The sequence below is a fragment of the Myroides profundi genome (genome assembly GCF_000833025.1).
Lineage (GTDB): Bacteria > Bacteroidota > Bacteroidia > Flavobacteriales > Flavobacteriaceae > Flavobacterium > Flavobacterium profundi_A.
The window spans coordinates 3,570,637-3,597,328 of record NZ_CP010817.1 but is presented as its reverse complement, the minus strand read 5'-3'; the positions used below and the strand labels follow the sequence as shown (position 1 = coordinate 3,597,328).

Annotated in this window: 24 protein-coding genes and 4 tRNA genes; 26 read left to right on the top strand and 2 right to left on the bottom strand. The window is 36.3% G+C overall.

What is annotated here, in order from left to right; genetic code table 11:
• Nucleotides 1-43: 43 nt before the first annotated feature.
• The 3 genes from MPR_RS15955 to MPR_RS15945 all read left to right on the top strand — a co-directional run bounded on the left by MPR_RS15955 (nucleotide 44) and on the right by MPR_RS15945 (nucleotide 2,379).
• On the top strand, nucleotides 44-265 hold the full coding sequence (locus MPR_RS15955; RefSeq protein WP_006259613.1) for a hypothetical protein: 222 nt from the start codon (nucleotides 44-46) through the stop codon (nucleotides 263-265).
• Nucleotides 266-406: 141 nt separating this feature from the next.
• Nucleotides 407-1,225, top strand: a complete 819-nt coding sequence (locus tag MPR_RS15950; protein ID WP_235280464.1) for a ComEA family DNA-binding protein — start codon at nucleotides 407-409, stop codon at nucleotides 1,223-1,225.
• Between the two features lie 11 nt (nucleotides 1,226-1,236).
• A complete protein-coding gene (locus MPR_RS15945) occupies nucleotides 1,237-2,379 on the top strand; it encodes an acyl-CoA dehydrogenase family protein (protein WP_006259611.1) in 1,143 nt (380 codons plus the stop codon).
• Between the two features lie 30 nt (nucleotides 2,380-2,409).
• Here MPR_RS15945 and MPR_RS15940 read toward each other — a convergent pair whose 3' ends face one another.
• Both MPR_RS15940 and MPR_RS15935 read right to left on the bottom strand, forming a co-directional pair.
• The gene (locus MPR_RS15940) at nucleotides 2,410-3,588 is read right to left on the bottom strand and encodes a cation:dicarboxylate symporter family transporter (protein ID WP_041895591.1); all 1,179 of its coding nucleotides are present in this window, start codon (nucleotides 3,586-3,588) and stop codon (nucleotides 2,410-2,412) included.
• 49 nt (nucleotides 3,589-3,637) lie between these two features.
• Nucleotides 3,638-4,792 (bottom strand): dicarboxylate/amino acid:cation symporter, encoded by a 1,155-nt coding sequence (locus MPR_RS15935; RefSeq protein ID WP_006264680.1) that lies wholly within the window; start codon nucleotides 4,790-4,792, stop codon nucleotides 3,638-3,640.
• 467 nt (nucleotides 4,793-5,259) lie between these two features.
• Here MPR_RS15935 and MPR_RS15930 point away from each other — a divergent pair, with 467 nt between their 5' ends.
• The 23 genes from MPR_RS15930 (at nucleotide 5,260) to rpoC (ending at nucleotide 26,690) form a co-directional block, all read left to right on the top strand.
• Nucleotides 5,260-5,760: a GNAT family N-acetyltransferase gene (locus MPR_RS15930; RefSeq protein WP_041894249.1), complete on the top strand. Its 501-nt coding sequence runs from the start codon at nucleotides 5,260-5,262 to the stop codon at nucleotides 5,758-5,760.
• A gap of 470 nt (nucleotides 5,761-6,230) precedes the next feature.
• Complete coding sequence (locus tag MPR_RS15925; protein ID WP_041894246.1) at nucleotides 6,231-8,363, top strand: TonB-dependent receptor; 2,133 nt, start codon at nucleotides 6,231-6,233, stop codon at nucleotides 8,361-8,363.
• Nucleotides 8,364-8,459: 96 nt separating this feature from the next.
• Complete coding sequence (locus MPR_RS15920; protein WP_041894243.1) at nucleotides 8,460-9,080, top strand: tetratricopeptide repeat protein; 621 nt, start codon at nucleotides 8,460-8,462, stop codon at nucleotides 9,078-9,080.
• 45 nt (nucleotides 9,081-9,125) lie between these two features.
• Complete coding sequence (locus MPR_RS15915; RefSeq protein WP_235280463.1) at nucleotides 9,126-10,208, top strand: sensor histidine kinase; 1,083 nt, start codon at nucleotides 9,126-9,128, stop codon at nucleotides 10,206-10,208.
• A complete protein-coding gene (locus MPR_RS15910) occupies nucleotides 10,208-10,951 on the top strand; it encodes a LytR/AlgR family response regulator transcription factor (RefSeq protein WP_041894238.1) in 744 nt (247 codons plus the stop codon). Before MPR_RS15915 ends, MPR_RS15910 begins: the two co-directional genes overlap by 1 nt.
• A gap of 74 nt (nucleotides 10,952-11,025) precedes the next feature.
• Nucleotides 11,026-11,481 carry a hypothetical protein gene (locus MPR_RS15905; RefSeq protein ID WP_041894236.1) on the top strand — a complete coding sequence of 152 codons (456 nt, stop codon included), beginning with the start codon at nucleotides 11,026-11,028 and terminating at the stop codon, nucleotides 11,479-11,481.
• A 9-nt stretch (nucleotides 11,482-11,490) separates the two neighbouring features.
• Nucleotides 11,491-11,856: a hypothetical protein gene (locus MPR_RS15900; RefSeq protein WP_235280462.1), complete on the top strand. Its 366-nt coding sequence runs from the start codon at nucleotides 11,491-11,493 to the stop codon at nucleotides 11,854-11,856.
• A gap of 350 nt (nucleotides 11,857-12,206) precedes the next feature.
• A complete protein-coding gene (gene rpsU / locus MPR_RS15895) occupies nucleotides 12,207-12,401 on the top strand; it encodes a 30S ribosomal protein S21 (RefSeq protein WP_038987509.1) in 195 nt (64 codons plus the stop codon).
• Between the two features lie 65 nt (nucleotides 12,402-12,466).
• A complete protein-coding gene (locus tag MPR_RS15890; RefSeq protein WP_041894231.1) occupies nucleotides 12,467-13,369 on the top strand; it encodes a tyrosine-type recombinase/integrase in 903 nt (300 codons plus the stop codon).
• Nucleotides 13,370-13,388: 19 nt separating this feature from the next.
• Nucleotides 13,389-13,688 carry a ribosome hibernation-promoting factor, HPF/YfiA family gene (gene hpf, locus MPR_RS15885; protein ID WP_041894229.1) on the top strand — a complete coding sequence of 100 codons (300 nt, stop codon included), beginning with the start codon at nucleotides 13,389-13,391 and terminating at the stop codon, nucleotides 13,686-13,688.
• 93 nt (nucleotides 13,689-13,781) lie between these two features.
• A tRNA-Thr gene (locus MPR_RS15880) sits at nucleotides 13,782-13,855 on the top strand.
• Between the two features lie 30 nt (nucleotides 13,856-13,885).
• Nucleotides 13,886-13,966, top strand: a tRNA-Tyr gene (locus tag MPR_RS15875).
• Between the two features lie 20 nt (nucleotides 13,967-13,986).
• Nucleotides 13,987-14,058: transfer RNA gene (locus MPR_RS15870), tRNA-Thr, on the top strand.
• Nucleotides 14,059-14,116: 58 nt separating this feature from the next.
• Nucleotides 14,117-15,304 (top strand): elongation factor Tu, encoded by a 1,188-nt coding sequence (gene tuf / locus MPR_RS15865; protein ID WP_006259596.1) that lies wholly within the window; start codon nucleotides 14,117-14,119, stop codon nucleotides 15,302-15,304.
• Nucleotides 15,305-15,364: 60 nt separating this feature from the next.
• Nucleotides 15,365-15,435, top strand: a tRNA-Trp gene (locus tag MPR_RS15860).
• Nucleotides 15,436-15,451: 16 nt separating this feature from the next.
• A complete protein-coding gene (gene secE / locus MPR_RS15855) occupies nucleotides 15,452-15,649 on the top strand; it encodes a preprotein translocase subunit SecE (RefSeq protein ID WP_006259595.1) in 198 nt (65 codons plus the stop codon).
• A gap of 19 nt (nucleotides 15,650-15,668) precedes the next feature.
• Nucleotides 15,669-16,220, top strand: coding sequence for a transcription termination/antitermination protein NusG (gene nusG, locus MPR_RS15850; protein ID WP_006259594.1), 552 nt, complete (start codon nucleotides 15,669-15,671; stop codon nucleotides 16,218-16,220).
• 56 nt (nucleotides 16,221-16,276) lie between these two features.
• Entirely contained in the window at nucleotides 16,277-16,714 is a 438-nt protein-coding gene (gene rplK / locus MPR_RS15845; protein WP_006259593.1) for a 50S ribosomal protein L11, read from the top strand.
• A gap of 18 nt (nucleotides 16,715-16,732) precedes the next feature.
• Nucleotides 16,733-17,422 (top strand): 50S ribosomal protein L1, encoded by a 690-nt coding sequence (gene rplA, locus MPR_RS15840; protein WP_006259591.1) that lies wholly within the window; start codon nucleotides 16,733-16,735, stop codon nucleotides 17,420-17,422.
• A 23-nt stretch (nucleotides 17,423-17,445) separates the two neighbouring features.
• Entirely contained in the window at nucleotides 17,446-17,934 is a 489-nt protein-coding gene (gene rplJ / locus MPR_RS15835; protein WP_006259590.1) for a 50S ribosomal protein L10, read from the top strand.
• An 83-nt stretch (nucleotides 17,935-18,017) separates the two neighbouring features.
• The gene (gene rplL, locus MPR_RS15830; RefSeq protein WP_016650374.1) at nucleotides 18,018-18,386 is read left to right on the top strand and encodes a 50S ribosomal protein L7/L12; all 369 of its coding nucleotides are present in this window, start codon (nucleotides 18,018-18,020) and stop codon (nucleotides 18,384-18,386) included.
• Nucleotides 18,387-18,511: 125 nt separating this feature from the next.
• On the top strand, nucleotides 18,512-22,324 hold the full coding sequence (gene rpoB / locus MPR_RS15825; RefSeq protein WP_041894225.1) for a DNA-directed RNA polymerase subunit beta: 3,813 nt from the start codon (nucleotides 18,512-18,514) through the stop codon (nucleotides 22,322-22,324).
• A 70-nt stretch (nucleotides 22,325-22,394) separates the two neighbouring features.
• Nucleotides 22,395-26,690: a DNA-directed RNA polymerase subunit beta' gene (gene rpoC / locus MPR_RS15820; protein ID WP_041894221.1), complete on the top strand. Its 4,296-nt coding sequence runs from the start codon at nucleotides 22,395-22,397 to the stop codon at nucleotides 26,688-26,690.
• Nucleotides 26,691-26,692 lie beyond the last annotated feature (2 nt).

The following is a 26,692-nucleotide window of genomic DNA, read 5'->3' as shown; positions in this document are numbered from 1 at the left end:
TGATGGATATTGTTTATCTTTGTCTAGTTAATATGATATAGATATGGTTACTAGTTTAAGACACTATTTCGAGAAAAGAGGATTCAGAGTATCTAGCCGTCTAGGGGATAGACTAGGGATGCGTGCAACTAGTGTACGTCTGTTTTTTATCTATTTATCATTCTTTACCTTAGGATTAGCTTTTGCTTTATATCTTACTTTAGCGTTTTTAGCTCGTATTAAAGACTTAATCTATACAAAGAGAACATCAGTGTTCGACCTATAAATCTCTTTGAATACTGTATGTGAGTTAGATTGTAATCTTGTAATTTTCCTATAAAAAGAGGAGATGTTATCTAACTACAGAAAAAGATTTTACTACTACACGAAGTCACAGAAGCGGGGCCTTTTCTTTTTAGTGCTCCTTGTGATTGGCATTCAACTTTATATCTATTATCCTAGGTCATCCGATCAGTATATAGTTGATCAGTATTCCACCCTTTTTAATGATGAGTATCAGAAGCAGATTAGTCTATTAGATAGTATTAATACTATTGCCATAGCTAAGCGAGATACAATTTATCCTTTTAACCCCAACTTTATTACAGATTATCGAGGCTTTGTTTTAGGTATGTCTACAGCAGAGATAGATCGGTTATTGTCATTCCGAAAGGAAAATAAATATGTCAATTCTGCTAAAGAATTTCAACAAATTACTCAAGTATCAGACGAATGGCTGAAGACCTATAGTGCTTATTTTAAGTTCCCAGATTGGGTGAATAACCCTAAGGTGAAACGAGAATATGTAGATTATAGTAAGCCTAAAGTAGAAGTCCCCATAGTAGCAATATGTATAAATAGTGCAACTTTAGAGGACTTACAGAAAGTCAGAGGAATAGGGCCATATTATGCAGATAAGATTATGAAAGAAAGGGAGAAGTACGGTGGTTTTGTGTCCATACAGCAGTTGAAGTTTGTGTATGGGCTTTCAGAAGAAGTTGTAAATGAATTATATAGACATTTTAAAGTGATGAATGCACCAACTGTTACAACATTAAATATCAATGAAGCATCTATAAATCAATTGAAAGAATTACCCTATATGAATTATTATATCGCAAGAGAAGTAGTCAAGCATAGGAGTATGAACGGAGATTTTGTTAATAAAGAAGGATTACTACAAATTGAGAAATTCCCTATTGACAAAATTGATATAATTAGTTTATATTTGAGATTTACGAATTAAAACTATCAACCATGAATTTTGAATACAATGAAACTCAAGCAATGATTGCTCAATCTATAAGAGACTTTGCAGAACAACATATTCGTCCACATATTATGGAATGGGATGAAGCTCAAATCTTTCCTGTAGATTTATTTAAAAAACTAGGAGAGATGGGATATATGGGAGTTTTAGTTCCTGAAGAGTACGGAGGATCGGGACTAGGTTACCACGAATATATCACTATCGTAGAAGAAATTTCTAAAGTAGACTCATCTATTGGTTTATCAGTAGCAGCACATAATTCACTATGTACTAATCATATTTTATCATTTGCCAATGAAGAGCAAAAGAAAAGATGGTTACCTAAGCTAGCGACAGCTGAGTGGATCGGTGCATGGGGATTGACAGAGCACAACACTGGGTCTGATGCTGGAGGTATGAGTACTACAGCTGTGAAAGATGGTGATCACTGGATCTTAAATGGAGCGAAGAACTTTATCACTCACGCTATATCGGGTAACGTTGCAGTTGTTATTGTTCGTACAGGAGAGAAAGGTGATTCTCACGGAATGACAGCTTTCGTAGTAGAGAAGGGTACACCAGGATTCTCTAGTGGTAAGAAAGAAAATAAATTAGGAATGCGTGCATCTGAGACTGCAGAACTTATCTTTGATAACTGTCGTGTACCTGATGCTAACCGTTTAGGAGAAGTAGGAGAAGGGTTCATTCAAGCGATGAAAGTATTAGATGGAGGGCGTATCTCTATTGGGGCATTATCATTAGGTATTGCTAAAGGAGCTTATGAAGCAGCATTAAAATACTCAAAAGAGAGAGTTCAATTCGGAAAACCAATTAGCCAATTCCAAGCTATCGGTTTTAAATTAGCGGATATGGCTACAGAGATTGAGTGTTCTGAGTTATTATTACACAAAGCAGCTTTCTTAAAAAACAATAATAAACCAATGACTAAGATTGGTGCTATGGCGAAGATGTATGCGTCTGAAGTATGTGTGAAAGTATCTACAGAAGCGATTCAAATCCACGGAGGATATGGATATACTAAGGACTTCCCAGTAGAGAAGTTCTTCCGCGATTCGAAGTTGTGTACTATCGGAGAAGGAACTACAGAGATTCAAAAATTAGTTATCTCTCGTAACATTTTAAAAGACTAATCAGATTAGACGATATAGAAGAAAGGGAAGCTACTGAGCTTCCCTTTTTTGTTGTCGTTCATGAAAGGCTGTTGCCATAAGACTTAAGGCGCCATCCCCCACTATATTACACGCAGTACCAAAACTGTCTTGTAGTGCGAATATGGTTAATACTAATGCTATCCCTGTATCATCGAAGCCTAGCATAGAGGTTATTAATCCTAAGGATGCCATTAGTGCTCCCCCAGGTACACCAGGTGCTCCTAGAGCGAATACACCTAGTAATAGCACAAAGAGAATCAAAGTACTAACATCGGGTAAATGTCCATAAAGGACTAAGGATACTGTCATCACAAAGAAGGTCTCTGTAACCATAGCACCACATAAGTGTACGTTAGAAAAGAACGGAATAGTGAAGTTCGTAATCTCCGGCTTCAGTACCTTGCTCTTATGTGCTGATTGTAGTGCTACACCTAAGCTAGCCGCAGAAGACATCGTTCCTAGCGCAGTTAGATAGGTAGGTCCATAATGTTTGAGTACTTCCCATGGGTTCTTTTTAGCGTACAGACCTGCGATCGTGTATAAGATGGCGATCCATACGATATGAGCTAAGATCACGATGATAATCACGATTAAGAATATAGGTAATTGGGACTGTATGCTACCTACATAACTAAGCAAAGCAAAATTACATGAAATGTATAGAGGCAATAAAGGCACTAGTACTCTATTGACCAATAATAACACAATCTCTTTAAAATGATCGAAGGCTATTTCTAGTGGTTTAGATTGTGTCCATAGAATACCTAAACCTATCATGAGTGCAAGTACTAAGGAAGTCATCACATCGAATATAGGCGGAATGTCTAGTTTAAAAAGCATCTCAGGTAATGCTCTTCCCGTAGCAGCAGTAGAGGGGATATCTAGCCAAGGTAATATGGTATATCCTAATGAACCACTAAATAGCCCTGCTCCGACACTCGATATATAGGCTATAGCTAGGGAGAACCCTATAATCACCGAGGACTTCTGATCTAACTTAGCAATAGATGATACGATAAATCCTAAGATGATTAAAGGAACTAAAAATAAGATTAGTTGCCCTAAAATATGTTTCGTTGATAAGATGATTTGAAGTAGAATATCATTTAGATAAGGCCCAACTAATAGCCCGATGATTACTCCGGATATTAATCTAACGATAGTATTGTTTACTAATTTCTTTAGCATAGCGTAGAAGGTATAAAAAAGGGAAAGCACAGGCCTTCCCTCATTATCTTTATTTATCACTGTATTTTGTTACCATAAGGCTAAGTGCTCCATCTCCTGTAATATTACATGCGGTACCGAAGCTATCTTGTAATGCAAATATCGTTAAGGTTAATGCAATACCAGCATCGTCAAAACCTAGTACGGAAGCAATGATACCTAATGAGGCCATCACAGTACCTCCAGGTACACCAGGTGCTCCGATAGCGAATATACCTAGCAGTAGTACGAATAAGATCATCGTACCCAGTGTAGGTAATGTACCATATAACACTTGAGATACAGTCATCACGAAGAATACTTCTGTCAATACTGATCCACATAAGTGTATATTAGAGAAGAACGGAATAGTGAAGTTCGTGATCTCAGGTTTTAGCACTTTACTTTTGTGTGCAGACTGTAGAGCTACACCTAGAGAAGCTGCTGAAGACATCGTACCTACTGCTGTTAGATAAGCAGGAGGATAGTGTTTAATAACTTCCCATGGGTTCTTACCAGAGTATATTCCAGCTATCGTATATAACACACCTAACCAAATGAAGTGTGCCACTATCACGATAAGAATCACAGTTAAGAACACAGGTAGCTGTGACTGTATAGACCCTTCATAACTAAGTAATGCAAAGTTCGCCATAATATAGAATGGCAATACAGGTACTAATACTCTATTCACTAATAATAGTACGATATCTTTAAAAGAATCAAATGCACGCTCTAGTGGTTTAGACTCTGTCCATAGAATACCGATACCAATCATTAAGGCAAGTGTCAGAGAAGTCATCACTCCGAATACAGGAGGTATATCTAGCTTAAATAACATCGCAGGAAGCTCTTTAAGAGTCTCCACATTGTTCTCTATCTGTAAGTGAGGGATAATGTTAAAACCTAGTGTACTACTAAAGAATCCTGCTCCGATACTAGATAAGTAAGCAATAATAATAGAGAAACCGATTATACCAGTTTGTCCTTTGTCTAGTTTAGCGATAGAAGATACTACGAATCCTAGAATGATCAGCGGTACTAAGAACAGAATGATCTGACCTAGTATATGTCTCGTTGATAAGATGATTTGTAGTAAGCTGTCTGTAAGATATGGCCCTATGACTAGACCGACTATCACCCCTAGTAAAAGTTTTACTATTGTATTACTAAAGAATTTCTTCATGTTCTGATACCTGTATTTTTGATTAACGTACTAAATTATTCAAAGCAAAGATATTTATAAATCTTGTTTTTTATTAGTCATTTTCAGAATATACCATATATATGGTAGTGGAGGGGACGAGGTATAATATAGGATGTTAGTAATGATATGTTTTTGTTGATATAGTTTGGTTCGGAGACAAATTTAGTATCGTTCGGAAAAGAGCTCTTTATCCTGCGAAATACTGAGGTTTTTCCGAACAACTTCCGAACAAAGTACTTGGTAAAGCGTAACCGATTTCTTGTAAGCTTTGTCAATAAAGAGATGATAACGATTATCGTTTTTTCATAAATACCTATTTTAACCAAATCAGATCATTTTCTCCAAAGTAGGTCAACTGTAAAATGAATAGGATGTTTATAAGGAGTTTATGAATTGTTACTTCATTAAATATTCGTAATATTAACCTATTAGAAATATGACTAGGCATGAAGAGCGTTTTAGAAACAGATCGATTAGTACTAAGAGAATTAACTACTGCAGATGCTGAACACTTTTATCAGTTAAACCTTAATCCTAATGTGATGCGCTATACAGGAGATGATGCTTTTGAGAGTGTGGATGATGCGTATACTTTCTTAGCTAATTATATTGATTATAAGAGAAACGGATATGGACGATGGGCAGTTATTCGAAAAGAAGATAATGCGTTTTTAGGATGGTGTGGATTGAAGTACAATACTGATATAGACAAGACCGATATAGGCTTTCGCTTCTTTGAGGAGTATTGGAATAGGGGGTATGCTACTGAGAGCGCAAAGGCTTGTTTAGACTATGGGTTTACAACTTTAGGACTACGCTGTATTATCGGTAGAGCGATGAAAGAGAATATTGCATCAATCAAAGTATTAGAGAAGATAGGACTAGTCTATCAGAACGATTTTGACTTCGATGGTCATATAGGTGTATTATATGTAATAACACAGTAAAGGTGGCAATACTTTATGTCTAACATAATACAGTTTTAATATTGACTCTTGTTTGATGTAAGATACTAATGAGTTGTGTCTCATAAGCTTTTTTTAAAAGGATAAGTTCTATCTGTCTAGTATGTCATACCGATGCAGGAGGAATCTCATATTATAAAACTTGTAATATATAGTTACTGAGTGTTATGTTTCTCACATACCTTGTTTAACATGATTACTTATTTGAACTCGTATAAAAACGGTTAATAGTATAAAAGCTATTAACCGTTTTTTTATGGCTATAAGTCAACAAGAATAAATAAACACCTCAATGTGCTAGAGTTTTATCCACATTACTAAAACTGTGAACTGATAACAGTAAACCGTTAACCAATCCCCATTCGCGCAGTAAATACTCCCATTCGCGCATTCGTTTTTTCAGAAGTTGTGTTGTCAGATTACGTTTGTGATAGAATTAATCAAGAAGAAAGATGAGAACACTACTATGTTTGTTATTAACCTTATGTGTAGGTGCTGTACAGGCACAACAGATTCAGCTATCGGGTACAGTGGTAAACGATAAGAATAAACCAATCGAGAATGTGAATGTGTACCTTGAAGATAGCTTTGAAGGAGCATTGACCGATACGAAAGGGTATTTTAGTTTTATAGTTACAGATACAGTAGTGAGTGGAGTGCTGAAGTTCATGCACCCTCAGTATGGAAATCTTGATGTAGAGATCAATACAAAGGAGAATTATAATGAACATTTTGTGTTAAGTGGACAAGATGAGGTGATGGGAGAGATACTTATTACAACGAATAGCAAGAATAAGAGAGGACGCGCAGAGAGTATAGGACTAAATGCGATGGATGTAGTGAGTACTGCAGGGAGTCCAGGTAATATTATGGGAGTACTAAGTACGATGCCTGGTGCGCAGACGAATGGAGAGGATGGACGACTACTGATACGCGGAGGTAGAGCGGAGGAGAGTGGTATATTCGTCAATGGTGTAAGAGTGTTTCAGCCTTATACGGCTTCTGTGGGTAATGTACCTGTGCGTTCTAAGTTTAATCCGTTTCTGTTTAAAGGAATGTCTTTCTCAGCAGGAGGATATAGCGCAGAGTTTGGAGATGCGTTATCAGGAGTATTGCAGTTAGATACATCGGATGAGATAGATCCTTCACGTAGAGATTACTCTATCTCTACTGTAGGAGGGAGCTTCGCACAGACACATCAATGGGGCAAAAACTCGCTGTCATATAGTCTAAACTATCTAAACTTAGGAGCTTATACTGCAGTGGTAAAACAGCGATATAATACTAAAAAGCCTTTCTCTACAGCTTCTGGAGAGATGATGTATAAGCGCGAGATTAAGGACGGAGGATATAAACTATATACCGCTGTAGACTTCTCTACGATTAAGTATGAGCAAGAGATACAACCAAGTAATCGAGTAGATACACTAGGTTTTAAGTCAAGTAATGTGTATATGAATAGTGTGTTCTTTAAGAAGCTTACTTCTTATATGAGATTAGATATCGGTACAGGGTTAGGGTATATGGATTATACGGGAGATAGCAATGATTTGAGCTTAAAGAAGGTTAGTTGGGATGTGAATCAGAAGGTGAAGTTGTCTTATCAGTGGAATGGGCAGTTTCAGTCTTTTGTTGGGGTAGATGTGCAGGCTTCTAAATTAGATTTGACGAGAAGTAAAGGAAGTAGAGCAGAAGACTTAGGTACGGATGCGAATAGATGGGCACTGTTTTTTGAGAACAATTGGAAAATAACATCAGACTTGTCATTGAGAGCAGGAGTGAGAACGAGTAAGTATTCAGCGATAGCAGATTGGACAGTAGAGCCACGTGCGATGTTGACTTACCAGATGACTCCTAAGCATCAAATGTCTTTCTCGTATGGGGTGTTTAATCAGGCTATGAACTTAGAGCAGTCATTAGCTGTGAAACAAGAAGACTGGATGCAGGCTAATCATTATATACTGAACTATACTTATGAGTTTAGAAAACGTCTATTGAGAGCAGAGATGTTCTATAAAGATTATAGTAAGTTGCTCTTAACTCCATTGGGTAAGCCAAGTGAGTATGCTCAGTTAGGAGAAGGATATGCAAAGGGATTTGATTTGTTTTGGAAAGATAATATCACGTTTAAGAATTTTAGCTATTGGGTAACCTATACTTATATAGACTCTCAACGCAAAGAGATGTATTGGAACGAATGGATACAGCCGTCTTATGTAGTGAAGCACAATTTCTCTGTGGTGACGAAGTACTGGATAGAGCAATGGAAGTCTCAGGTGAGTATGACGTATAACTACAGTAGTCCACGTCACTTCCATGATATGAATACAACTAATAAAGCTACTTATGAGAGTAGTCCCATACACAATGTCAGTATGAGCTGGGCTTATCTATTCAGTGGGCAAAAGATAGTGTACTTATCAGTAGATAATTTGTTAGGTAGAAACCCTGTATATGCTTATCAGTTTAATCAGCGTGGGGGACAACCTGATATCACGAATGTCTCTGCGAAGCGATTTATATATGTAGGGTTTATGTGGACAATAAGTGCGGATAAAAAGAAGAACCAATTAGAGAATTTGTAAAACAACTTAAACATTAGAAACAACAGTTCGCGCAGTTCGTTTTTTTAAGGTTTGATAGTCAGCGTAGATTTGTTGTGTAATTAAATAATTAGAAAGATGAAAAAGTTATTGATTTTATTATTTGGTGTATTTAGTGTATTTAGTTTCGGACAATCTAAATACGAGGTAGGAATGCAAAAAGCGATGCAACAATGGCAAAGCGGACAATCGAAAGAAGCAGTGGCTATGCTAGACCGTATAGCGATGTCTGATAAAGAGAATTGGATACCAGTGTACTATAAGGTGTTTATCAGTATCACAGAAGGGTTTGGTAATTCACAGGCTGATAATATAGAAGATATCGTAGTAGCTAACCGTGTACTAATAGACCAATGGTTAGAAAAGGGAGGAAGTGAGTGGTATGTATTGAAGGGAATGAATGAAACACTAGAGTTGATTACTGATCCGATGAATAAAGGAATGGTACAGACTCCAATTATTAATAGAGCGTATGATAAGGCGATAGAGTTAGATCCTACTAATCCGAGAGCAGTGTATTCTGTAGCAAGTTTTCAGATTAATAGTGCTAAGTTTATGAAAGTAGACATGCCTTATTATTGTAAGATGTTAGAGAAGTCGATAGAGCTATTTGATAAACAGAAGAGTGATGTGCCATTCTATCCATCATGGGGGAAAGATTGGGCATTAAAAACACAAGAATTGTGTAAAGGGAAATAATTGTTACTGTCTTTGTTGTAATTTAGATTTTTATACATGAGAACTATGGTTGTTAATTGGCGTCGACATATTCTATTGGCTACAAGCTTTGGAGTGATTTTAAGTTTAATGATATCTTACTTTTCCTTTCAGGATAAAGGGATGAGTTTTTTTGAGTTGTTTGGCAATGCTCGTTTTCAAAAATCTACATTCTTCTCGTTTGTATTATCAGTACTGATCTATCTGTCAAATTTTATCACAAGTACTTTAGTTTGTTGGAGGATAGAGAAGCATGAGAAAAAGATCAAAGGACAACTGAGTAAGAAGGTTCGCAATATAGTGTTCTTTATAAATGGAATAATAACTTCTGTTGTTGCCTATTATTTGTTCTTAGCCATCATGCTCAATATTTTTTATGGACTATCGTTTAAAGACTTTTACAATGGAGACCATATGCGTTTTGGTAACTTCTTAGCCATTGTGTTGATTAGTGTATTTATTTTACTTGTTGTATTTGTCTTTGCTTATAATGATCAGTTAAGATTGTTAGAGTTGAAGAATAAGGAAATAGAGATAGAGTTACAGAAGAGTCAGATAGAGAGTATGAAAGAACAGCTATCACCGCACTTCTTATTTAACAATATGAATGTGCTGATAAGTACGATACAAGAAGATCCTGTCAAGGCAGAACAGTTCGCACGCTCGTTCTCTAAGATTTATAGATATGTATTAGAACGGCTGGACAATACCTCATGTGCTCTATCTGATGAGGTGGTTTTTATAAGGGACTATATCTATCTACTCAATGTACGTTATGATAATGCTATTGATTTCAGAGTTAGTGATGAGGTGATGCACTATAACGCTACACAAGTACCTACACTATGCCTACAAATTTTGATAGAGAATGTGGTAAAACACAATATAATTCCTTCTGATGGGAAAATAAAAGTAATGCTAGTTATAGAAGATGATGGTTTAGTGCTGTGGAATGAAAGATGTGCAAAGCCTAAACAAGTAGATTCAACAGGATTAGGACTTCAGAATTTGTCTAAGCGAAGTCTGTTGTTGTTCCAACAAGATATTGTGATAAAAGATTTAGAAGATAGTTTTAGTGTTAGAATACCTTTAGTTAGAAAAGACAGCTGATGAAAATAGTAATTATAGAAGACGAGAAACCTGCAGCAAGGCTGTTAAGTAGAGAATTAGAAAAACTTGGGTTAGAAGTACAGCATACGCTGTATTCTGTAAGTGAGGCTATCCCTTGGTTTGTCCAGCATGAGCACCCAGATCTGATATTTGCTGATATACAGTTAGCAGATGGGCTGTCCTTAGAGATATTTGAACAAGTAGAGATTAAGAGTGCTATCATCTTTGTCACAAGTTTTGATCACTATGCGATTAAGGCATTTAAACTAAACAGCATTGATTATCTACTAAAACCCATAGAGCTAACAGAATTATTAAGTGCTATTAATAAATACAAGGCACAACAACGCAGTACAACACAGACTGTGGAAAGTCTTAGGCAAAGTATGGGTGGGAATAGTTATGCAAAACGGCTGATGATAAAAGTGGGGATGCAGATAAAGGTGGTGTTGGTAGATGAGGTAGTATGTTTTTACAGAGAGGATAGGGGAGTGTATATCTCGACAGTGGAAGGTAAGATTCATTTGTTAGAAGAAGGTTCTATAGAAGCAGCTATTAAAATGGTTAACCCAGAGAAGTTCTTTCGAGTGAATAGATCTCAAGTAGTGTGTATCGATTATATAGAACAGATCGTACAACTGTCTACTTCTCGATTAAAACTAACGATGAAGAATTATACAGATGAGGTGATTGTGAGTAGAGAAAGAGTGGGGGAATTTAAGAGTTGGTTAGCGGAGAATTAGTTAGAAGTAAAAAGGATAATAGTAGTCCTAGATTTATTTAGTAATTTGGTAAGTATAAATAAGGGGTATTATTAATGAATGAAGGTTACGAACAAATCACAGAGAGTAATATAAAAGTACTTACTTCTATGCATAGTGGTTTAGGACTATTAGGAACTTATATGAATCGGGTAAGTTATGTGACGATGTTACTTTCTTTAGGAGGAGTAGGATATACATTATACTATATGATGTATAAGGTAAAATCTCCAATGTTTGATAACCCTACGTTAGATGATCGACTAATGACAGAAGATACCTGTTTAATATTAACAGGGGGCTGTGTGATTTTCTTTTTGATTAATGTACATCTGATGAATAGTAGTGAGAAATTGAGAAAAGCTGTGGATGTGAATAATGTGGAGTTATTAGAGAATGGATTAATGAGCGTGAGCTGGAGTATGAGGATTATGGGGATATTTATTATGCTGTTAGTATCCTCTTTTATCGGCTGGATTGCTTATTCAGTAGTGACAATTGACTTACCTTAATTTGATTGAATGATGACAAAAGAATTTGTGTTTACTCAAAAGATACAGTCATATTTGAGAAGTATAGGTAGATGGGGAGCGTTTATAGCTGTGTGTAATTTGATGTTAAGTGTCTTATTAGTGATTATGTTTGGGATAGCATATTCAGATAAGATGATAGTCGTTTTCACTTTAGCCATTTTGTTTTTTCTTCAATTAGTTTCTGTAATCGGAATGTTAAACTATAGTATAGGCTTAAAGTCAGCCATTAGAAATCAAGATGGAGAAGGGTTAAAGTATGCGATAGAAGGGATTAAAGGTTATTTTAAATACTTGTTCTTCACACTGTGTTTAGCATCTTTAGCTTTAGGAATAGGTTTGCTTTTAGTAAGATAGTAAGTGTATAGAAGTTGGTTGTTTGGTCAACTTTTTTTATGTGCTAATGCTTTAGTATATAGTATAAGAAACAATGTAATCTTAAATATTCGTATAGAATTTTTGATATGCTGCTGTTGAAATTGTTGTTTTTTAGAGGGCAACCTCGAGGAGTAGGTAATAATTAGGTAAGTGGCTCCAAGAATCTTTATACTTGTGTCTTTTGCTGTTAGTTTTCTATATATATTTCTTAGATAAATGATAAGTATTTGTCTTTAAGAATATGTTTTTTAAAAAAAGTTGTTTTTTTATTGTGATGAATAAAAAAAGTTTTACTTTTGCACCACTAATGAGAGGAGGTGTATGAAAACATGTTAATCATTCCAATTAAAGACGGAGAAAATATCGATAGAGCACTTAAGCGCTACAAAAGAAAATTTGACAGAACAGGAACTTTACGTCAGTTAAGATCTCGTCAGGCATTCTTAAAACCGTCTGTACTTAAAAGAGACAAAATGCAAAAAGCTGCATACGTTCAACACTTGAGAGATTCAGTAGAAATCTAATAAGTATTGAATATTAAAAAATAACCGTTGTAATAAAGTATTAACTTTGTTGCAACGGTTTTTTTATGTTTGAAAATTTAGAAAAGTTTATTGAGTATATACAGAAAGAAAGAAAGTATTCTGACAAGACAGTTTTAGCTTATCAGAACGATATTGGAGATTATGTTTCTTTCTTAGAGCAGCTGTCATTAGATTATCTAAAGGCGGGATATGACGGTGTGCGCCTCTGGATAGTGAAGTTATCTGAAGAGGGGTTGACTAATCGGTCTATAAATAGAAAGGCTAGTGCGCTGAGTTCTTTTTATAAGTTCTTGTTGAAGATAGGTGAGGTGGAGACTAATCCACTTTACTTACATCGATCTTTAAAAGTGGAAAAGAAGTTACAATTACCTTTTTCTATAAAAGAGATTGATGCAGTGCGAGCGATGTTTGAAGGTAAGGAGGATTTTAATTCTCTGAGAGATTTGCTGATTGTGGAGATGTTGTATTGTCTTGGGCTTCGTAGAGCAGAGTTAGTGGCTTTAGAAGTAGAAGATATTGATTTTTATTTGCATCAAGTACGTGTCTCGGGTAAAGGATCTAAGGAGCGTATAGTGCCTTTGCTAGGTAGTGTAGAGGTGTTACTGAGAAGTTATCTTGATTCTAGAGGTGTTGTGCTGAGTTCTGTGAAGGGGATTAAGACACTTTTGGTAACAGAATCTGGTAAGAAAGTTGATGAAATGTTTGTTTATCGAGTAATAAATTCATACTTTAGTAATGCAACAACGAAGGAGAAGAAAAGTCCTCATATGTTGCGTCACTCTTTTGCTACGCACCTTTTAGAGGGAGGAGCGGATATTAATTCAATCAAAGAATTAATGGGACATGAAAGCTTATCAACAACACAAGGATATGCACAGATCAATCTAAGTGAGTTGAAGAAAGTGTATCAAAGTTCGCATCCAAGAGGGAAGAATAAAGAAAAATAACCTTTTAAAACCGTTAATTATGAAAGTAAACATTCAAGCTATTAATTTCAATGTGGAACGTAAGTTGGTAGATTTTGCAAACGAGCGTTTGTCAAAAATCGAAAAGTATTATGATAAGATAGTTTCAGTAGATGTTTTTTTTAAATTAGAGAACACAAATGAAAAAGAAAATAAGATTACAGAAATAAAAGTATTGGTTCCGGGTGACGAGATGATTGTTAAAAAAACGTGTAAGACTTTCGAAGAAGGTGTGGATGCTGGAGCAGATGCACTAGAGCGATTAGTGGTAAAACATAAAGAGAAAATCAAAGCTCATTAATTTAAAAAAATAAGTAAATTGTTTTTTTTAATCAATAAAATATATACATTTGCAGTCCGTTAGAAATAGCGGACTTTTTCTATTGAGTCATTTGCCGGTGTAGCTCAGCTGGCTAGAGCAGCTGATTTGTAATCAGCAGGTCGTGGGTTCGAGTCCCTCCATCGGCTCAAAGAAAAGTAATATCAAACATAGTTTGAGGGGAGATACTCAAGCGGCCAACGAGGACGGACTGTAAATCCGTTGGGAAACCTTCGCAGGTTCGAATCCTGCTCTCCCCACAGAGAATAAGAAGCATCAAGCCGGTGTAGCTCAGGGGTAGAGTGCTTCCTTGGTAAGGAAGAGGTCACGGGTTCAAATCCCGTCATTGGCTCAGGTTTTTTTATTATATTTGAACACTAATTATATAACTAAGATTAAATTATTAAATCATGGCAAAGGAAACTTTTGATCGTTCGAAACCGCACTTAAACATCGGTACTATCGGACACGTTGACCACGGTAAAACTACTACTACTGCTGCTATTACTAAAGTATTAGCTGACGCAGGATTCTCAGAAGCTCGTTCATTTGATTCAATTGATAATGCTCCAGAAGAAAAAGAGCGTGGTATTACAATTAATACTTCTCACGTAGAGTACCAAACAAAAAACCGTCACTATGCACACGTTGACTGTCCAGGTCACGCGGATTACGTGAAAAACATGGTTACTGGTGCTGCTCAGATGGATGGTGCTATCTTAGTAGTTGCTGCTACTGATGGACCAATGCCACAAACTCGTGAGCACATCCTTTTAGGACGTCAGGTAGGTATTCCAAGAATCGTTGTATTCTTAAACAAAGTTGACTTAGTTGATGATGCTGAGTTATTAGAACTTGTTGAGATGGAAGTAAGAGATTTATTATCTTTCTACCAATACGATGGTGATAATGGACCAGTAGTTCAAGGTTCTGCTTTAGGAGCATTAAACGGAGAGCAAAAATGGGTTGACGCATTATTACACTTAATGGAAGAAGTTGATGCTTGGATCGAAGAGCCAGTACGTGACAACGAGAAACCATTCTTAATGCCAGTAGAAGACGTATTTACAATTACAGGACGTGGAACTGTTGCTACAGGACGTATCGAAACTGGAGTTGCTAATACAGGAGATGCTGTTGAAATCATCGGTATGGGAGCTGACAAATTAACTTCTACAATTACAGGAGTTGAGATGTTCCGTAAAATCTTAGACCGTGGAGAAGCTGGAGATAACGTAGGTTTATTATTGAGAGGTATTGACAAAACTGATATCCGTCGTGGTATGGTTATTTGTAAGCCAGGTTCAGTAAAACCACACGCTAAATTCAAAGCTGAGGTTTATATCTTGAAAAAAGAAGAAGGTGGACGTCACACTCCATTCCATAACAACTACCGTCCACAGTTCTACGTACGTACAACTGACGTAACTGGAACTATCCAATTACCAGAAGGAGTAGAGATGGTTATGCCTGGAGATAACTTAACTATCACTGTTGAGTTATTAAGCCCAATCGCTTTATCAGTAGGTTTACGTTTCGCTATCCGTGAAGGAGGTAGAACAGTAGGTGCTGGTCAGGTAACTGAAATTATTGACTAATTATTTAGTATAAATAAGTTCCAAAAGTCAGTGGTTACGGCCACTGACTTTTATTAACAAACGGGTGTAGTTCAAGGGTAGAATAGCGGTCTCCAAAACCGTTGATGGGGGTTCGAATCCCTCCACCCGTGCAAAAACAATATTAACATGGCAAAGGTTTTTAATTACATATCAGATGCTTTCACTGAGTTGAAAAGTAATGTTACTTGGTCTCCGTGGTCAGAAGTTCAACGATACACTATAATAGTTGCTATTTTTGCAATTTTGTTTTCTTTAGCAACGTGGGGTGTAGACACTGCGTTCGGAAGAGTTTTAGGAGTATTTTATAATTGGGCTACTGCATAGAGAAAATTAAAGAAAGATTATGGCTGATACAAGTGTCAAAAAATGGTATGTGGTTCGTGCGGTAAGTGGACAAGAGAATAAGGTTAAGAATTATATCGAAACTGAAATTACTCGTTTAGGTTTATCAGATTACTTATCACAAGTATTAGTACCTACTGAAAAAGTAGTTACTGTAAAAGATGGTAAGAAGAAAACTACAGAACGTGTTTACTTCCCAGGTTATGTTATGATTGAAGCTAACTTAACAGGAGAAGTTCCTCACGCTATTAAATCGATAACAGGAGTTATTGGTTTCTTAGGAGGTGAAAGAGGTGGAGATCCACTTCCTTTACGTGAGTCAGAAGTAAACAGAATGTTAGGTAGAGTTGATGAACTAGCTGTAAAAGTTGAGTCGGGATCTATTCCTTATGAAGTAGGTGAGTCAGTGAAAGTTATCGACGGACCATTCAATGGATTCGATGGGACAATCGAAAACATTAATGAAGAAAAACGTAAACTAGAAGTAATGGTTAAGATTTTCGGAAGAAAGACACCATTAGAATTAAGTTTTACACAAGTAGAAAAATTATAATGTTACAATAGTCACATCTTGGCTTCCAAATGAGATGTGCCAAATTTTTTTAAGAAATGGCAAAAGAAATTAGTAAAGTAGTTAAACTACAAGTTAAGGGAGGTGCTGCGAACCCATCGCCACCGGTTGGACCTGCTTTGGGGGCTGCTGGAGTTAACATCATGGAGTTCTGTAAGCAATTTAATGCTAGAACACAAGATAAACCAGGCAAAGTTTTACCAGTACAAATTACTGTTTACAAAGACAAATCATTTGACTTTGTTGTTAAAACGCCACCTGCTGCTGTTCAATTATTAGAGGCTGCGAAAGTGAAATCTGGATCTGGTGAGCCTAATAGAAAAAAAGTAGCTAGCGTAACTTGGGAACAAGTTCGTGCTATTGCGGAAGACAAAATGCCTGATTTAAATGCATTTACTGTTGAGGCAGCTATGAGTATGATAGCTGGTACTGCAAGATCTATGGGAATATCAGTAACAGGAACAGCTCCTTTTTAATTGTAAAAGAAAGAAGAAATGGCAAAATTAACGAAAAAGCAAAAAGAGGCTGCTGCTAAAATTGAAAAGAATAGATTATATTCTTTGAAAGATGCATCTGCATTGATTAAAGAAGTTGCTTCTGCAAAATTTGACGAGTCTGTAGATATCGCTGTACGTTTAGGAGTTGATCCACGTAAAGCAAATCAAATGGTTCGTGGTGTGGTTACGTTACCTCACGGAACAGGTAAAGATGTAAGAGTGTTAGCATTGGTTACTCCTGATAAAGAAGCTGAAGCTACAGCTGCTGGGGCTGACTATGTTGGACTAGATGAGTACTTACAAAAGATCAAAGACGGTTGGACAGATGTTGATGTAATCATCACTATGCCTGCTGTTATGGGTAAATTAGGTCCTTTAGGTCGTATTTTAGGACCAAGAGGTTTAATGCCAAACCCTAAAACAGGAACTGTTACTATGGACGTAGCGAAAGCTGTTCAAGAAGTGAAAGCTGGTAAAATCGATTTTAAAGTTGATAAAACTGGTATTGTTCACGCATCTATCGGTAAAGTTTCTTTCGAAGCTGATAAAATTACTGAGAATGCAGCTGAATTAATCCAAACATTAATCAAATTGAAACCAACTGCAGCTAAAGGTACTTATATCAAGTCTATTAATATATCTAGTACTATGAGCCCTGCTATTGCTTTAGATCCTAAAGCAGTATAATTGGTAAATAAAAAATTATTCGTATGACTAGAGAACAGAAAGCAGTAGCGATAGAAGAATTAAAAGCTAAGTTAGCTGACGCTAATATCTTCTATATCGCTGATATATCAGGATTGAATGCTGAAGTTACTTCAAACTTAAGAAGAGCTTGTAACAAAGCTGGAATTAAAATTGAAGTAGTTAAGAATACATTGCTTGCTAAAGCAATGGAAGCTTCAGATAGAAATTATGAAGAGCTACCTTCTACTTTAAAAGGGAACAGTGCTGTTTTATTTGCAGATGTTGCAAATGGACCTGCTAAAATTATCAAAGACTTTAGAAAAAAATCTGATATTCCAGCTTTAAAAGGAGCTTATATCAACGAGGAAATCTATATCGGAGATAACAATTTAGATGCATTAGTTGCTATTAAATCTAAAGAAGAAGTTATTGGAGAAATCATTGGATTACTTCAATCACCAGCTCAAAGAGTTATTTCAGCTCTTAAAAACCAATTTAAAGACGAAGAATAGTCAACGACTGGATCTAGTTTTTAAAGTTCATTAGAACGCACATTAATAAATTATATTTTTACAAATCATTAAAAGATAGAAAAATGGCAGATTTGAAACAATTCGCAGAACAATTAGTTAACTTAACTGTAAAAGAAGTTAACGAATTAGCAACTATATTAAAAGATGAGTACGGAATCGAACCAGCTGCTGCTGCTGTAGTAGTTGCAGGAGGTGCTGCAGGTGAAGCTGCTGAAGAGCAAACTGAATTCACTGTAGTATTAAAAGAAGCTGGAGCTTCTAAATTAGCTGTAGTTAAAGCTGTTAAAGAATTAACAGGTTTAGGATTAAAAGAAGCTAAAGATATCGTAGATTCTACACCAGCTAACATCAAAGAAGGAGTTTCTAAAGATGAGGCTGAAGGTCTTAAAAAAGCATTAGAAGAAGCTGGAGCTGTAGTAGAGCTTAAATAGTTTTTTTCTAAAAAATATTTTAGGTTTAGGTCTTGGGAAGCTTCCCACAGGCCTAAACCATTTTGCGTATAAAGAGATTTTGCGTAAAAACAATTCAAATTCTAATCAAAATTTTTTGTCCATTGATGATCACAAATCAGACTGAAAGATTAAATTTTGCCTCTACAAAGAACATACCTGCGTATCCAGATTTCTTGGATATTCAAGTTAAGTCTTTTAAAGATTTTTTTCAATTAGAAACGAAATCTGAAGAGAGAGGTAAGGAAGGTTTATACAATACCTTCATGGAGAACTTCCCGATCACTGATACAAGAAACCAGTTCGTATTGGAGTTCCTTGATTACTTTGTTGATCCTCCTCGTTATTCAATCGAAGAGTGTATTGATAGAGGATTGACTTACAGTGTTCCGCTAAAAGCGCGTTTAAAATTGTACTGTACTGATCCTGAACACGAAGATTTTGAAACAATAGTTCAAGATGTTTATTTAGGAACAATTCCGTATATGGCGCCAAGTGGTACTTTCGTAATCAATGGAGCAGAGCGTGTTGTAGTTTCACAATTACACCGTTCACCTGGTGTTTTCTTTGGACAGTCATTCCATGCAAATGGAACTAAGTTATATTCGGCGAGAGTAATTCCTTTTAAGGGATCATGGATTGAGTTTGCTACCGATATTAATAGTGTAATGTACGCTTATATCGATAGAAAGAAAAAGTTACCTGTTACAACATTATTCCGTGCTATTGGATTCGAAAGAGACAAGGATATCCTAGAGATTTTCGACCTTGCAGAGGAAGTTAAAGTATCAAAAACAGGACTAAAAAAATATAGCGGAAGACGTCTTGCTGCACGTGTGTTAAACACTTGGCATGAGGATTTCGTAGATGAGGATACAGGAGAAGTTGTTTCAATTGAGAGAAATGAGATTATCTTAGACCGTGATACAGTCCTAGATAAAGATAATATCGAAGAAATCATTGAGGCTAACGTTAAGACGATCCTTTTACATAAAGAAGATAATAATCAGGCAGATTATGCCATCATACATAATACATTACAGAAGGACCCTACTAACTCTGAAAAAGAGGCAGTAGAGCACATCTACCGTCAGTTGCGTAATGCAGAACCGCCAGATGAGGAAACTGCACGTGGTATTATTGATAAATTGTTCTTCTCAGATCAACGTTACAATCTAGGTGAAGTTGGTCGTTATAGAATGAACAAGAAACTTAATCTTGATACTCCAATTGACAAACAAGTTTTAACAAAAGAGGATATTATCACTATTGTTAAATACTTGATTGAATTAATTAACTCAAAAGCTGAGATTGATGATATTGACCACTTATCTAACCGTCGTGTTAGAACAGTAGGAGAACAACTATCTGCTCAGTTTGGTGTTGGTTTAGCTCGTATGGCTAGAACTATTCGTGAGCGTATGAACGTACGTGATAACGAGGTGTTTACTCCGATCGACTTAATTAACGCTAAGACTTTATCGTCAGTTATTAATTCATTCTTCGGAACGAACCAGTTATCTCAATTCATGGATCAAACGAATCCATTAGCTGAGATTACACACAAACGTCGTTTATCAGCTTTAGGACCTGGAGGTTTATCTAGAGAAAGAGCAGGTTTCGAGGTACGTGACGTTCACTATACTCACTATGGACGTTTATGTCCTATTGAGACACCAGAGGGACCAAACATTGGTTTGATTTCATCTTTAGCAGTTTATGCTAAAGTAAATAATATGGGATTCATCGAAACTCCTTACCGTCCAGTTACTGAGGGGCAAGTAGATATCGTTAATGATCCTATTTATTTAAGTGCAGAAGAGGAAGAAGGTATGTTAATCGCTCAAGCGAACATAGCTGTTGATGAAAAAGGATTTATCACTGAGCAAAAAATAGTTGTAAAAGAAGAGGGTGACTTCCCTGTAGTTGAACCAAATGATGTTCACTATACTGACGTTGCACCAAATCAGATTGCTTCTATTTCTGCTTCGTTAATTCCTTTCTTAGAGCACGATGATGCCAACCGTGCGTTGATGGGATCGAACATGATGCGTCAAGCAGTTCCTTTATTACGTCCAGAATCTCCAATCGTAGGTACTGGATTAGAGAGACAAGTAGCTTCAGATTCTCGTGTTTTAATTAATGCTGAAGGTGAAGGTACTGTTGAGTATGTTGATGCTCAAAAGATCATCATTAAGTATGATCGTACGGATGAAGAGCGTTTAATCAGCTTTGATCCAGATGAGAAAACATACAACTTAATTAAGTTTAGAAAAACGAATCAAAGTACAAGTATCAACTTAAAGCCAATCGTAAGAAGAGGTGATAGAGTTACTAAAGGTCAAGTACTTTGTGAAGGATATGCTACTCAACAAGGAGAGCTTGCTTTAGGTCGTAATATGAAAGTGGCGTTCATGCCATGGAAAGGTTACAACTTCGAGGATGCTATCGTTATTAGTGAAAGAGTAGTACGTGAAGATATCTTTACATCTATCCATATTGATGACTATACTTTAGAAGTTAGAGATACTAAGTTAGGTAACGAAGAGTTAACTAATGATATTCCTAACGTTTCTGAAGAGGCAACAAAAGATTTAGATGAAAACGGTATGATCCGTATTGGTGCTGAAGTTAAGCCTGGTGATATTCTTATCGGTAAGATCACTCCAAAAGGAGAGTCTGATCCTACTCCAGAAGAGAAATTATTACGTGCTATCTTTGGTGACAAGGCAGGAGACGTTAAAGATGCTTCATTAAAAGCTTCTCCATCATTAAGAGGGGTTGTTTTAGATAAGAAACTGTTCGCAAGAGCAGTAAAAGATAAACGTAAACGTTCTAAAGATAAAGACGAATTGGCTTTATTAGAAACTAGATTTGAAGTTAAATTCAACGAGTTAAAAGAGCGTTTAGTTGAAAAATTATTCTTCATCGTGAATGGTAAAACATCTCAAGGTGTATTGAATGATTTAGGAGAAGAGATTTTACCAAAAGGTAAGAAATTTACTCAAAAAATGTTATTTGCAGTAGATGATTTCGCTCACTTAACTAAAGGACAATGGACAACTGATGAGGATACAAACGGTATGATTACTGATTTAATCCACAACTACAAAATCAAATTAAACGATCTTCAAGGAGTTCTAAGAAGAGAGAAATTCATGATTACTGTAGGGGATGAGTTACCATCTGGAATTTTGAAATTAGCGAAAGTATATATTGCTAAAAAACGTAAATTACGTGTAGGAGATAAGATGGCTGGACGTCACGGTAACAAAGGTATTGTAGCTCGTATCGTTAGAGATGAGGATATGCCTTTCTTAGAAGATGGAACACCAGTAGATATCGTATTGAACCCATTAGGGGTACCTTCTCGTATGAACATTGGACAGATTTATGAAACAGTATTAGGATGGGCTGGTCAAAAACTTGGTAAAAAGTATGCGACTCCAATCTTTGATGGTGCTGAATTAGATCAAATCAATGCTCTTACAGATGAGGCAGGTATACCACGTTTTGGACACACTTACTTATATGATGGAGGAACAGGAGAAAGATTCCACCAACGTGCAACTGTTGGGGTTATCTATATGCTGAAACTTGGTCACATGGTAGATGATAAGATGCACGCGCGTTCTATTGGTCCTTACTCATTGATTACGCAACAACCATTAGGAGGTAAAGCTCAGTTTGGTGGTCAACGTTTCGGAGAGATGGAGGTTTGGGCATTAGAGGCTTATGGAGCATCTAGTACATTACGTGAAATCTTGACGGTAAAATCGGATGACGTTATTGGTAGAGCTAAAACTTACGAAGCAATCGTTAAAGGAGAGACTATGCCAGAACCAGGATTACCAGAATCATTCAATGTATTAATGCATGAATTAAAAGGTCTTGGACTAGACATCAGATTAGAAGAATAAACTAAGATTATAGGGTAAGCAGTGTTGCACTGCTTACTCTTTATCATACACTTTAACAAGTAAGTTTACCATGAATAAAAATAAAGAGAAAAATACCGTAAAAAGGTTTAATAAAATCTCAATAGGTTTAGCATCGCCAGAGTCTATTCTTGCAGAATCGAGAGGTGAGGTTTTAAAACCTGAAACAATCAACTATCGTACTCATAAACCAGAACGTGATGGTCTTTTCTGTGAGCGTATTTTCGGACCTGTAAAGGATTACGAATGTGCGTGTGGTAAGTATAAGAGAATCCGTTATAAAGGAATCGTGTGCGACCGTTGTGGTGTTGAAGTTACTGAGAAGAAAGTACGTAGAGATAGAGTTGGTCACATCAATTTAGTTGTGCCAATTGCTCATATCTGGTACTTCCGTTCATTACCAAACAAAATTGGTTATATCTTAGGTCTTCCTTCTAAGAAATTAGATATGATCATTTACTATGAGCGTTATGTGGTAATCCAAGCTGGTATTGCTAAAAACGTTGATGGTGAACCTATCAATAGATTAGATTTCTTAACTGAAGAAGAGTACTTGAACATTTGTGATACTCTTCCGATGGAAAATCAATATTTAGATGATAATGATCCAAATAAATTCATCGCTAAAATGGGTGCTGAGTGTATTATGGACTTATTAGCTACTACAGACTTAGATCAGTTATCTTACACTCTACGTCATGCTGCTAATAACGAAACATCTAAACAAAGAAAAACAGAGGCGTTAAAACGTCTTCAAGTAGTTGAGTCTTTCCGTGATTCTAATCTGAATCGTGAGAATAGACCAGAGTGGATGATCTTGAAAGTTATTCCAGTTATTCCACCAGAATTACGTCCATTAGTTCCACTAGATGGAGGTCGTTTTGCTACATCTGATTTAAATGACTTATATCGTCGTGTAATTATCAGAAATAATCGTCTGAAACGTTTAATGGAAATTAAAGCTCCTGAAGTAATCTTACGTAATGAGAAACGTATGCTTCAAGAAGCTGTTGATTCATTGTTCGATAACACTAGAAAATCTTCTGCTGTTAAAACAGAATCTAACCGTCCATTAAAATCTCTTTCTGATTCATTAAAAGGTAAACAAGGACGTTTCCGTCAAAACTTACTTGGTAAACGTGTTGACTATTCAGCTCGTTCAGTAATTGTTGTTGGACCAGAATTAAAATTATTCGAGTGTGGATTGCCAAAAGATATGGCAGCTGAGCTTTACAAACCATTCGTTATTCGTAAGTTAATCGAAAGAGGTATTGTTAAGACAGTAAAGTCTGCTAAGAAGATTATAGATAAAAAAGAACCAGTTGTTTGGGATATTTTAGAAAACGTAATTAAAGGACACCCAGTTTTACTTAACCGTGCTCCTACGTTACACAGATTGGGTATTCAAGCGTTCCAACCTAAGTTAATCGAAGGTAAAGCGATTCAATTACACCCATTAGTGTGTACGGCATTCAACGCCGATTTCGATGGTGACCAGATGGCAGTTCACTTACCTCTAGGACCAGAGGCAATCTTAGAAGCACAATTATTAATGTTAGCTTCTCACAACATCTTAAACCCTGCAAATGGTGCTCCTATTACAGTACCATCTCAGGACATGGTACTGGGGTTATACTACATGACTAAGTCACGTAAATCTACTCCAGAACATATCATCAAAGGTGAAGGATTGACTTTCTACTCTGTAGAGGAAGTACATATTGCATTAAATGAGGGTAAACTTGATCTTAACGCTAACGTTAAAGTTAGAGCTAAAGATTATAATGCTGAAGGAGAATTAGTATATCAAATTATTGAGACTTCTGCAGGTAGAATTTTGTTTAATGAAGTAGTACCTGAAGTTGCAGGATATATCAATGAGGTATTAACTAAGAAATCATTAAGAGATATTATCGGTCGTATTTTAAGTATTACTGATGTACCTACTACTGCTGCATTCTTAGATGATATCAAAAACATGGGATACGGTTACGCATTCCGTGGAGGATTATCTTTCAGTTTAGGTGATATTATGATTCCTGAGCGTAAACAAGAATTAATTGATGATGCGAACCAACAAGTAGATCATATTACTATGAACTATAACATGGGACTTATCACAAATAATGAGCGTTACAACCAAGTTATTGACGTTTGGACTTCTACAAATGCTATGTTAACTGAGTTAGCAATGAAAAACATTCGTGAGGACAAACAAGGATTTAACTCAGTATATATGATGCTTGACTCTGGAGCCCGTGGTTCTAAAGAGCAGATTCGTCAGTTAACTGGTATGCGTGGTTTGATGGCTAAGCCTAAGAAATCTACAGCTGGTGGTGGAGAGATTATCGAAAACCCAATTCTTTCTAACTTTAAAGAAGGTCTTTCGATTTTAGAGTATTTCATCTCTACTCACGGTGCTCGTAAAGGTCTTGCGGATACGGCGTTAAAAACAGCGGATGCTGGATACTTAACTCGTCGTCTACACGACGTAGCTCAAGATGTTATCGTTAACTCTGTTGACTGTGGTACATTAAGAGGTATTGAAGTTAAACCACTTAAGAAGAATGAGGAAGTTATCGAATCATTAGGAGAAAGAGTCTTAGGACGTGTTGCTCTTAATGCAGTGATTAACCCACTTAATTCTGATGTGTTAGTTGGAGCTGGTGAAGAAATTACTGAAGCTATCGCTAAAGCAATCAACGCTGCACCAATTGAATCAATTGAGGTACGTTCGCCATTGACTTGTGAGGCTAAAGTTGGTATCTGTGCTAAATGTTACGGACGTAACTTAGCTACTGCTAGAATGGTTCAAAAAGGTGAAGCTGTTGGTGTTATTGCTGCTCAATCTATTGGGGAGCCTGGTACACAGTTAACATTGAGAACATTCCACGTGGGAGGTACTGCTGGTAATATCTCTGAGACATCTAGTATTACAGCTAAATTTAAAGGTCGTTTAGAAATAGAAGATCTTAAAACAGTAAAAGGTGAGGATAATGAAGGTAATGCTATCGATATCGTTATTTCACGTTCTACTGAAGCTAAGTTATTCGACACTAATACTGGTATCTTATTAACAACAAATAACATTCCTTATGGTTCTACAATCTATGTGAATGATGGTGATGTTGTTGAAGAAGGAGCTACATTATTTAAATGGGACCCTTATAATGGTGTAATTGTTTCTGAGTTTACTGGTAAAGTTGCTTATGAGGATATCGAACAAGGACAAACGTTCATGGTTGAGATCGATGAGCAAACAGGATTCCAAGAAAAAGTTATTACTGAATCAAGAAATAAAAAATTAATTCCTACTTTATTAATTTATGGTAAAGATGGTGAGTTAATTCGTTCATACAACTTACCTGTAGGTTCTCACTTAATGGTAAATGATGGTGATAAGATTAAGGCTGGTAAAGTTTTAGTTAAGATTCCTCGTCATACATCTAAAGCTGGGGATATTACTGGAGGTCTTCCAAGAATTACTGAGTTATTAGAAGCGCGTAATCCTTCAAACCCTGCAGTAGTTTCTGAAATTGATGGTGTTGTATCGTTCGGTAAGGTTAAGAGAGGTAACAGAGAGATCGTTGTTGAGTCTAAAACTGGAGATGTTAGAAAATACTTAGTTAAGTTATCTAACCAAATTTTAGTTCAAGAGAATGACTACGTGAAAGCTGGTATGCCACTTTCTGATGGGGCTATCACTCCAGACGATATCTTAAGAATCCAAGGACCTTCTGCTGTTCAACAGTATTTAGTAAATGAGATTCAAGAGGTATACCGTCTACAAGGGGTTAAGATTAGTGATAAACACTTTGAGGTAGTTATCCGTCAAATGATGCGTAAAGTTAAAATCGAAGATCCAGGAGATACTTTATTCTTAGAAGATCAATTAGCACATGCTGCTGACTTCATCGCTGAGAATGATAGATTATATGGAATGAAGGTTGTAGTTGATGCAGGTGAGTCTGACAATTTGAAAGAAGGACAGATTATTACTATGCGTGAATTACGTGACGAGAATTCATTATTGAAACGTGAGGATAAGAACTTAGTAGTTAGTCGTGATGTTATGCCTGCTACTGGTACTCCAATGTTACAAGGTATTACTCGTGCGTCTTTACAAACGAAATCATTTATTTCTGCTGCGTCGTTCCAGGAAACAACGAAAGTGTTAAACGAAGCTGCTGTAGCAGGTAAAGTAGATGGATTAAACGGATTAAAAGAAAACGTTATTGTAGGTCACAGAATCCCTGCAGGTACAGGTATGAGAGAGTACGAAAGTATCCTTGTTAGTACTTCAGATGATGAAGGATTTGCAAATAAAGAAACAGATTTAAACTTCTAGTA

Coding starts and splice junctions, on each gene's coding strand:
- MPR_RS15945 (WP_006259611.1), top strand. CDS start 1,237: ATGAATTTTGAATACAATGAAACTCAAGCAATGATTGCTCAATCTATA.
- nusG (WP_006259594.1), top strand. CDS start 15,669: ATGGCTGATACAAGTGTCAAAAAATGGTATGTGGTTCGTGCGGTAAGT.
- rpoC (WP_041894221.1), top strand. CDS start 22,395: ATGAATAAAAATAAAGAGAAAAATACCGTAAAAAGGTTTAATAAAATC.
- rplL (WP_016650374.1), top strand. CDS start 18,018: ATGGCAGATTTGAAACAATTCGCAGAACAATTAGTTAACTTAACTGTA.
- rplJ (WP_006259590.1), top strand. CDS start 17,446: ATGACTAGAGAACAGAAAGCAGTAGCGATAGAAGAATTAAAAGCTAAG.
- MPR_RS15930 (WP_041894249.1), top strand. CDS start 5,260: ATGAAGAGCGTTTTAGAAACAGATCGATTAGTACTAAGAGAATTAACT.
- tuf (WP_006259596.1), top strand. CDS start 14,117: ATGGCAAAGGAAACTTTTGATCGTTCGAAACCGCACTTAAACATCGGT.
- MPR_RS15910 (WP_041894238.1), top strand. CDS start 10,208: ATGAAAATAGTAATTATAGAAGACGAGAAACCTGCAGCAAGGCTGTTA.
- secE (WP_006259595.1), top strand. CDS start 15,452: ATGGCAAAGGTTTTTAATTACATATCAGATGCTTTCACTGAGTTGAAA.
- MPR_RS15955 (WP_006259613.1), top strand. CDS start 44: ATGGTTACTAGTTTAAGACACTATTTCGAGAAAAGAGGATTCAGAGTA.
- rplK (WP_006259593.1), top strand. CDS start 16,277: ATGGCAAAAGAAATTAGTAAAGTAGTTAAACTACAAGTTAAGGGAGGT.
- MPR_RS15900 (WP_235280462.1), top strand. CDS start 11,491: ATGATGACAAAAGAATTTGTGTTTACTCAAAAGATACAGTCATATTTG.
- MPR_RS15890 (WP_041894231.1), top strand. CDS start 12,467: ATGTTTGAAAATTTAGAAAAGTTTATTGAGTATATACAGAAAGAAAGA.
- hpf (WP_041894229.1), top strand. CDS start 13,389: ATGAAAGTAAACATTCAAGCTATTAATTTCAATGTGGAACGTAAGTTG.
- MPR_RS15915 (WP_235280463.1), top strand. CDS start 9,126: ATGGTTGTTAATTGGCGTCGACATATTCTATTGGCTACAAGCTTTGGA.
- rpoB (WP_041894225.1), top strand. CDS start 18,512: ATGATCACAAATCAGACTGAAAGATTAAATTTTGCCTCTACAAAGAAC.
- MPR_RS15940 (WP_041895591.1), bottom strand. CDS start 3,588: ATGCTAAAGAAATTAGTAAACAATACTATCGTTAGATTAATATCCGGA.
- MPR_RS15920 (WP_041894243.1), top strand. CDS start 8,460: ATGAAAAAGTTATTGATTTTATTATTTGGTGTATTTAGTGTATTTAGT.
- MPR_RS15935 (WP_006264680.1), bottom strand. CDS start 4,792: ATGAAGAAATTCTTTAGTAATACAATAGTAAAACTTTTACTAGGGGTG.
- rplA (WP_006259591.1), top strand. CDS start 16,733: ATGGCAAAATTAACGAAAAAGCAAAAAGAGGCTGCTGCTAAAATTGAA.
- MPR_RS15925 (WP_041894246.1), top strand. CDS start 6,231: ATGAGAACACTACTATGTTTGTTATTAACCTTATGTGTAGGTGCTGTA.
- MPR_RS15905 (WP_041894236.1), top strand. CDS start 11,026: ATGAATGAAGGTTACGAACAAATCACAGAGAGTAATATAAAAGTACTT.
- rpsU (WP_038987509.1), top strand. CDS start 12,207: ATGTTAATCATTCCAATTAAAGACGGAGAAAATATCGATAGAGCACTT.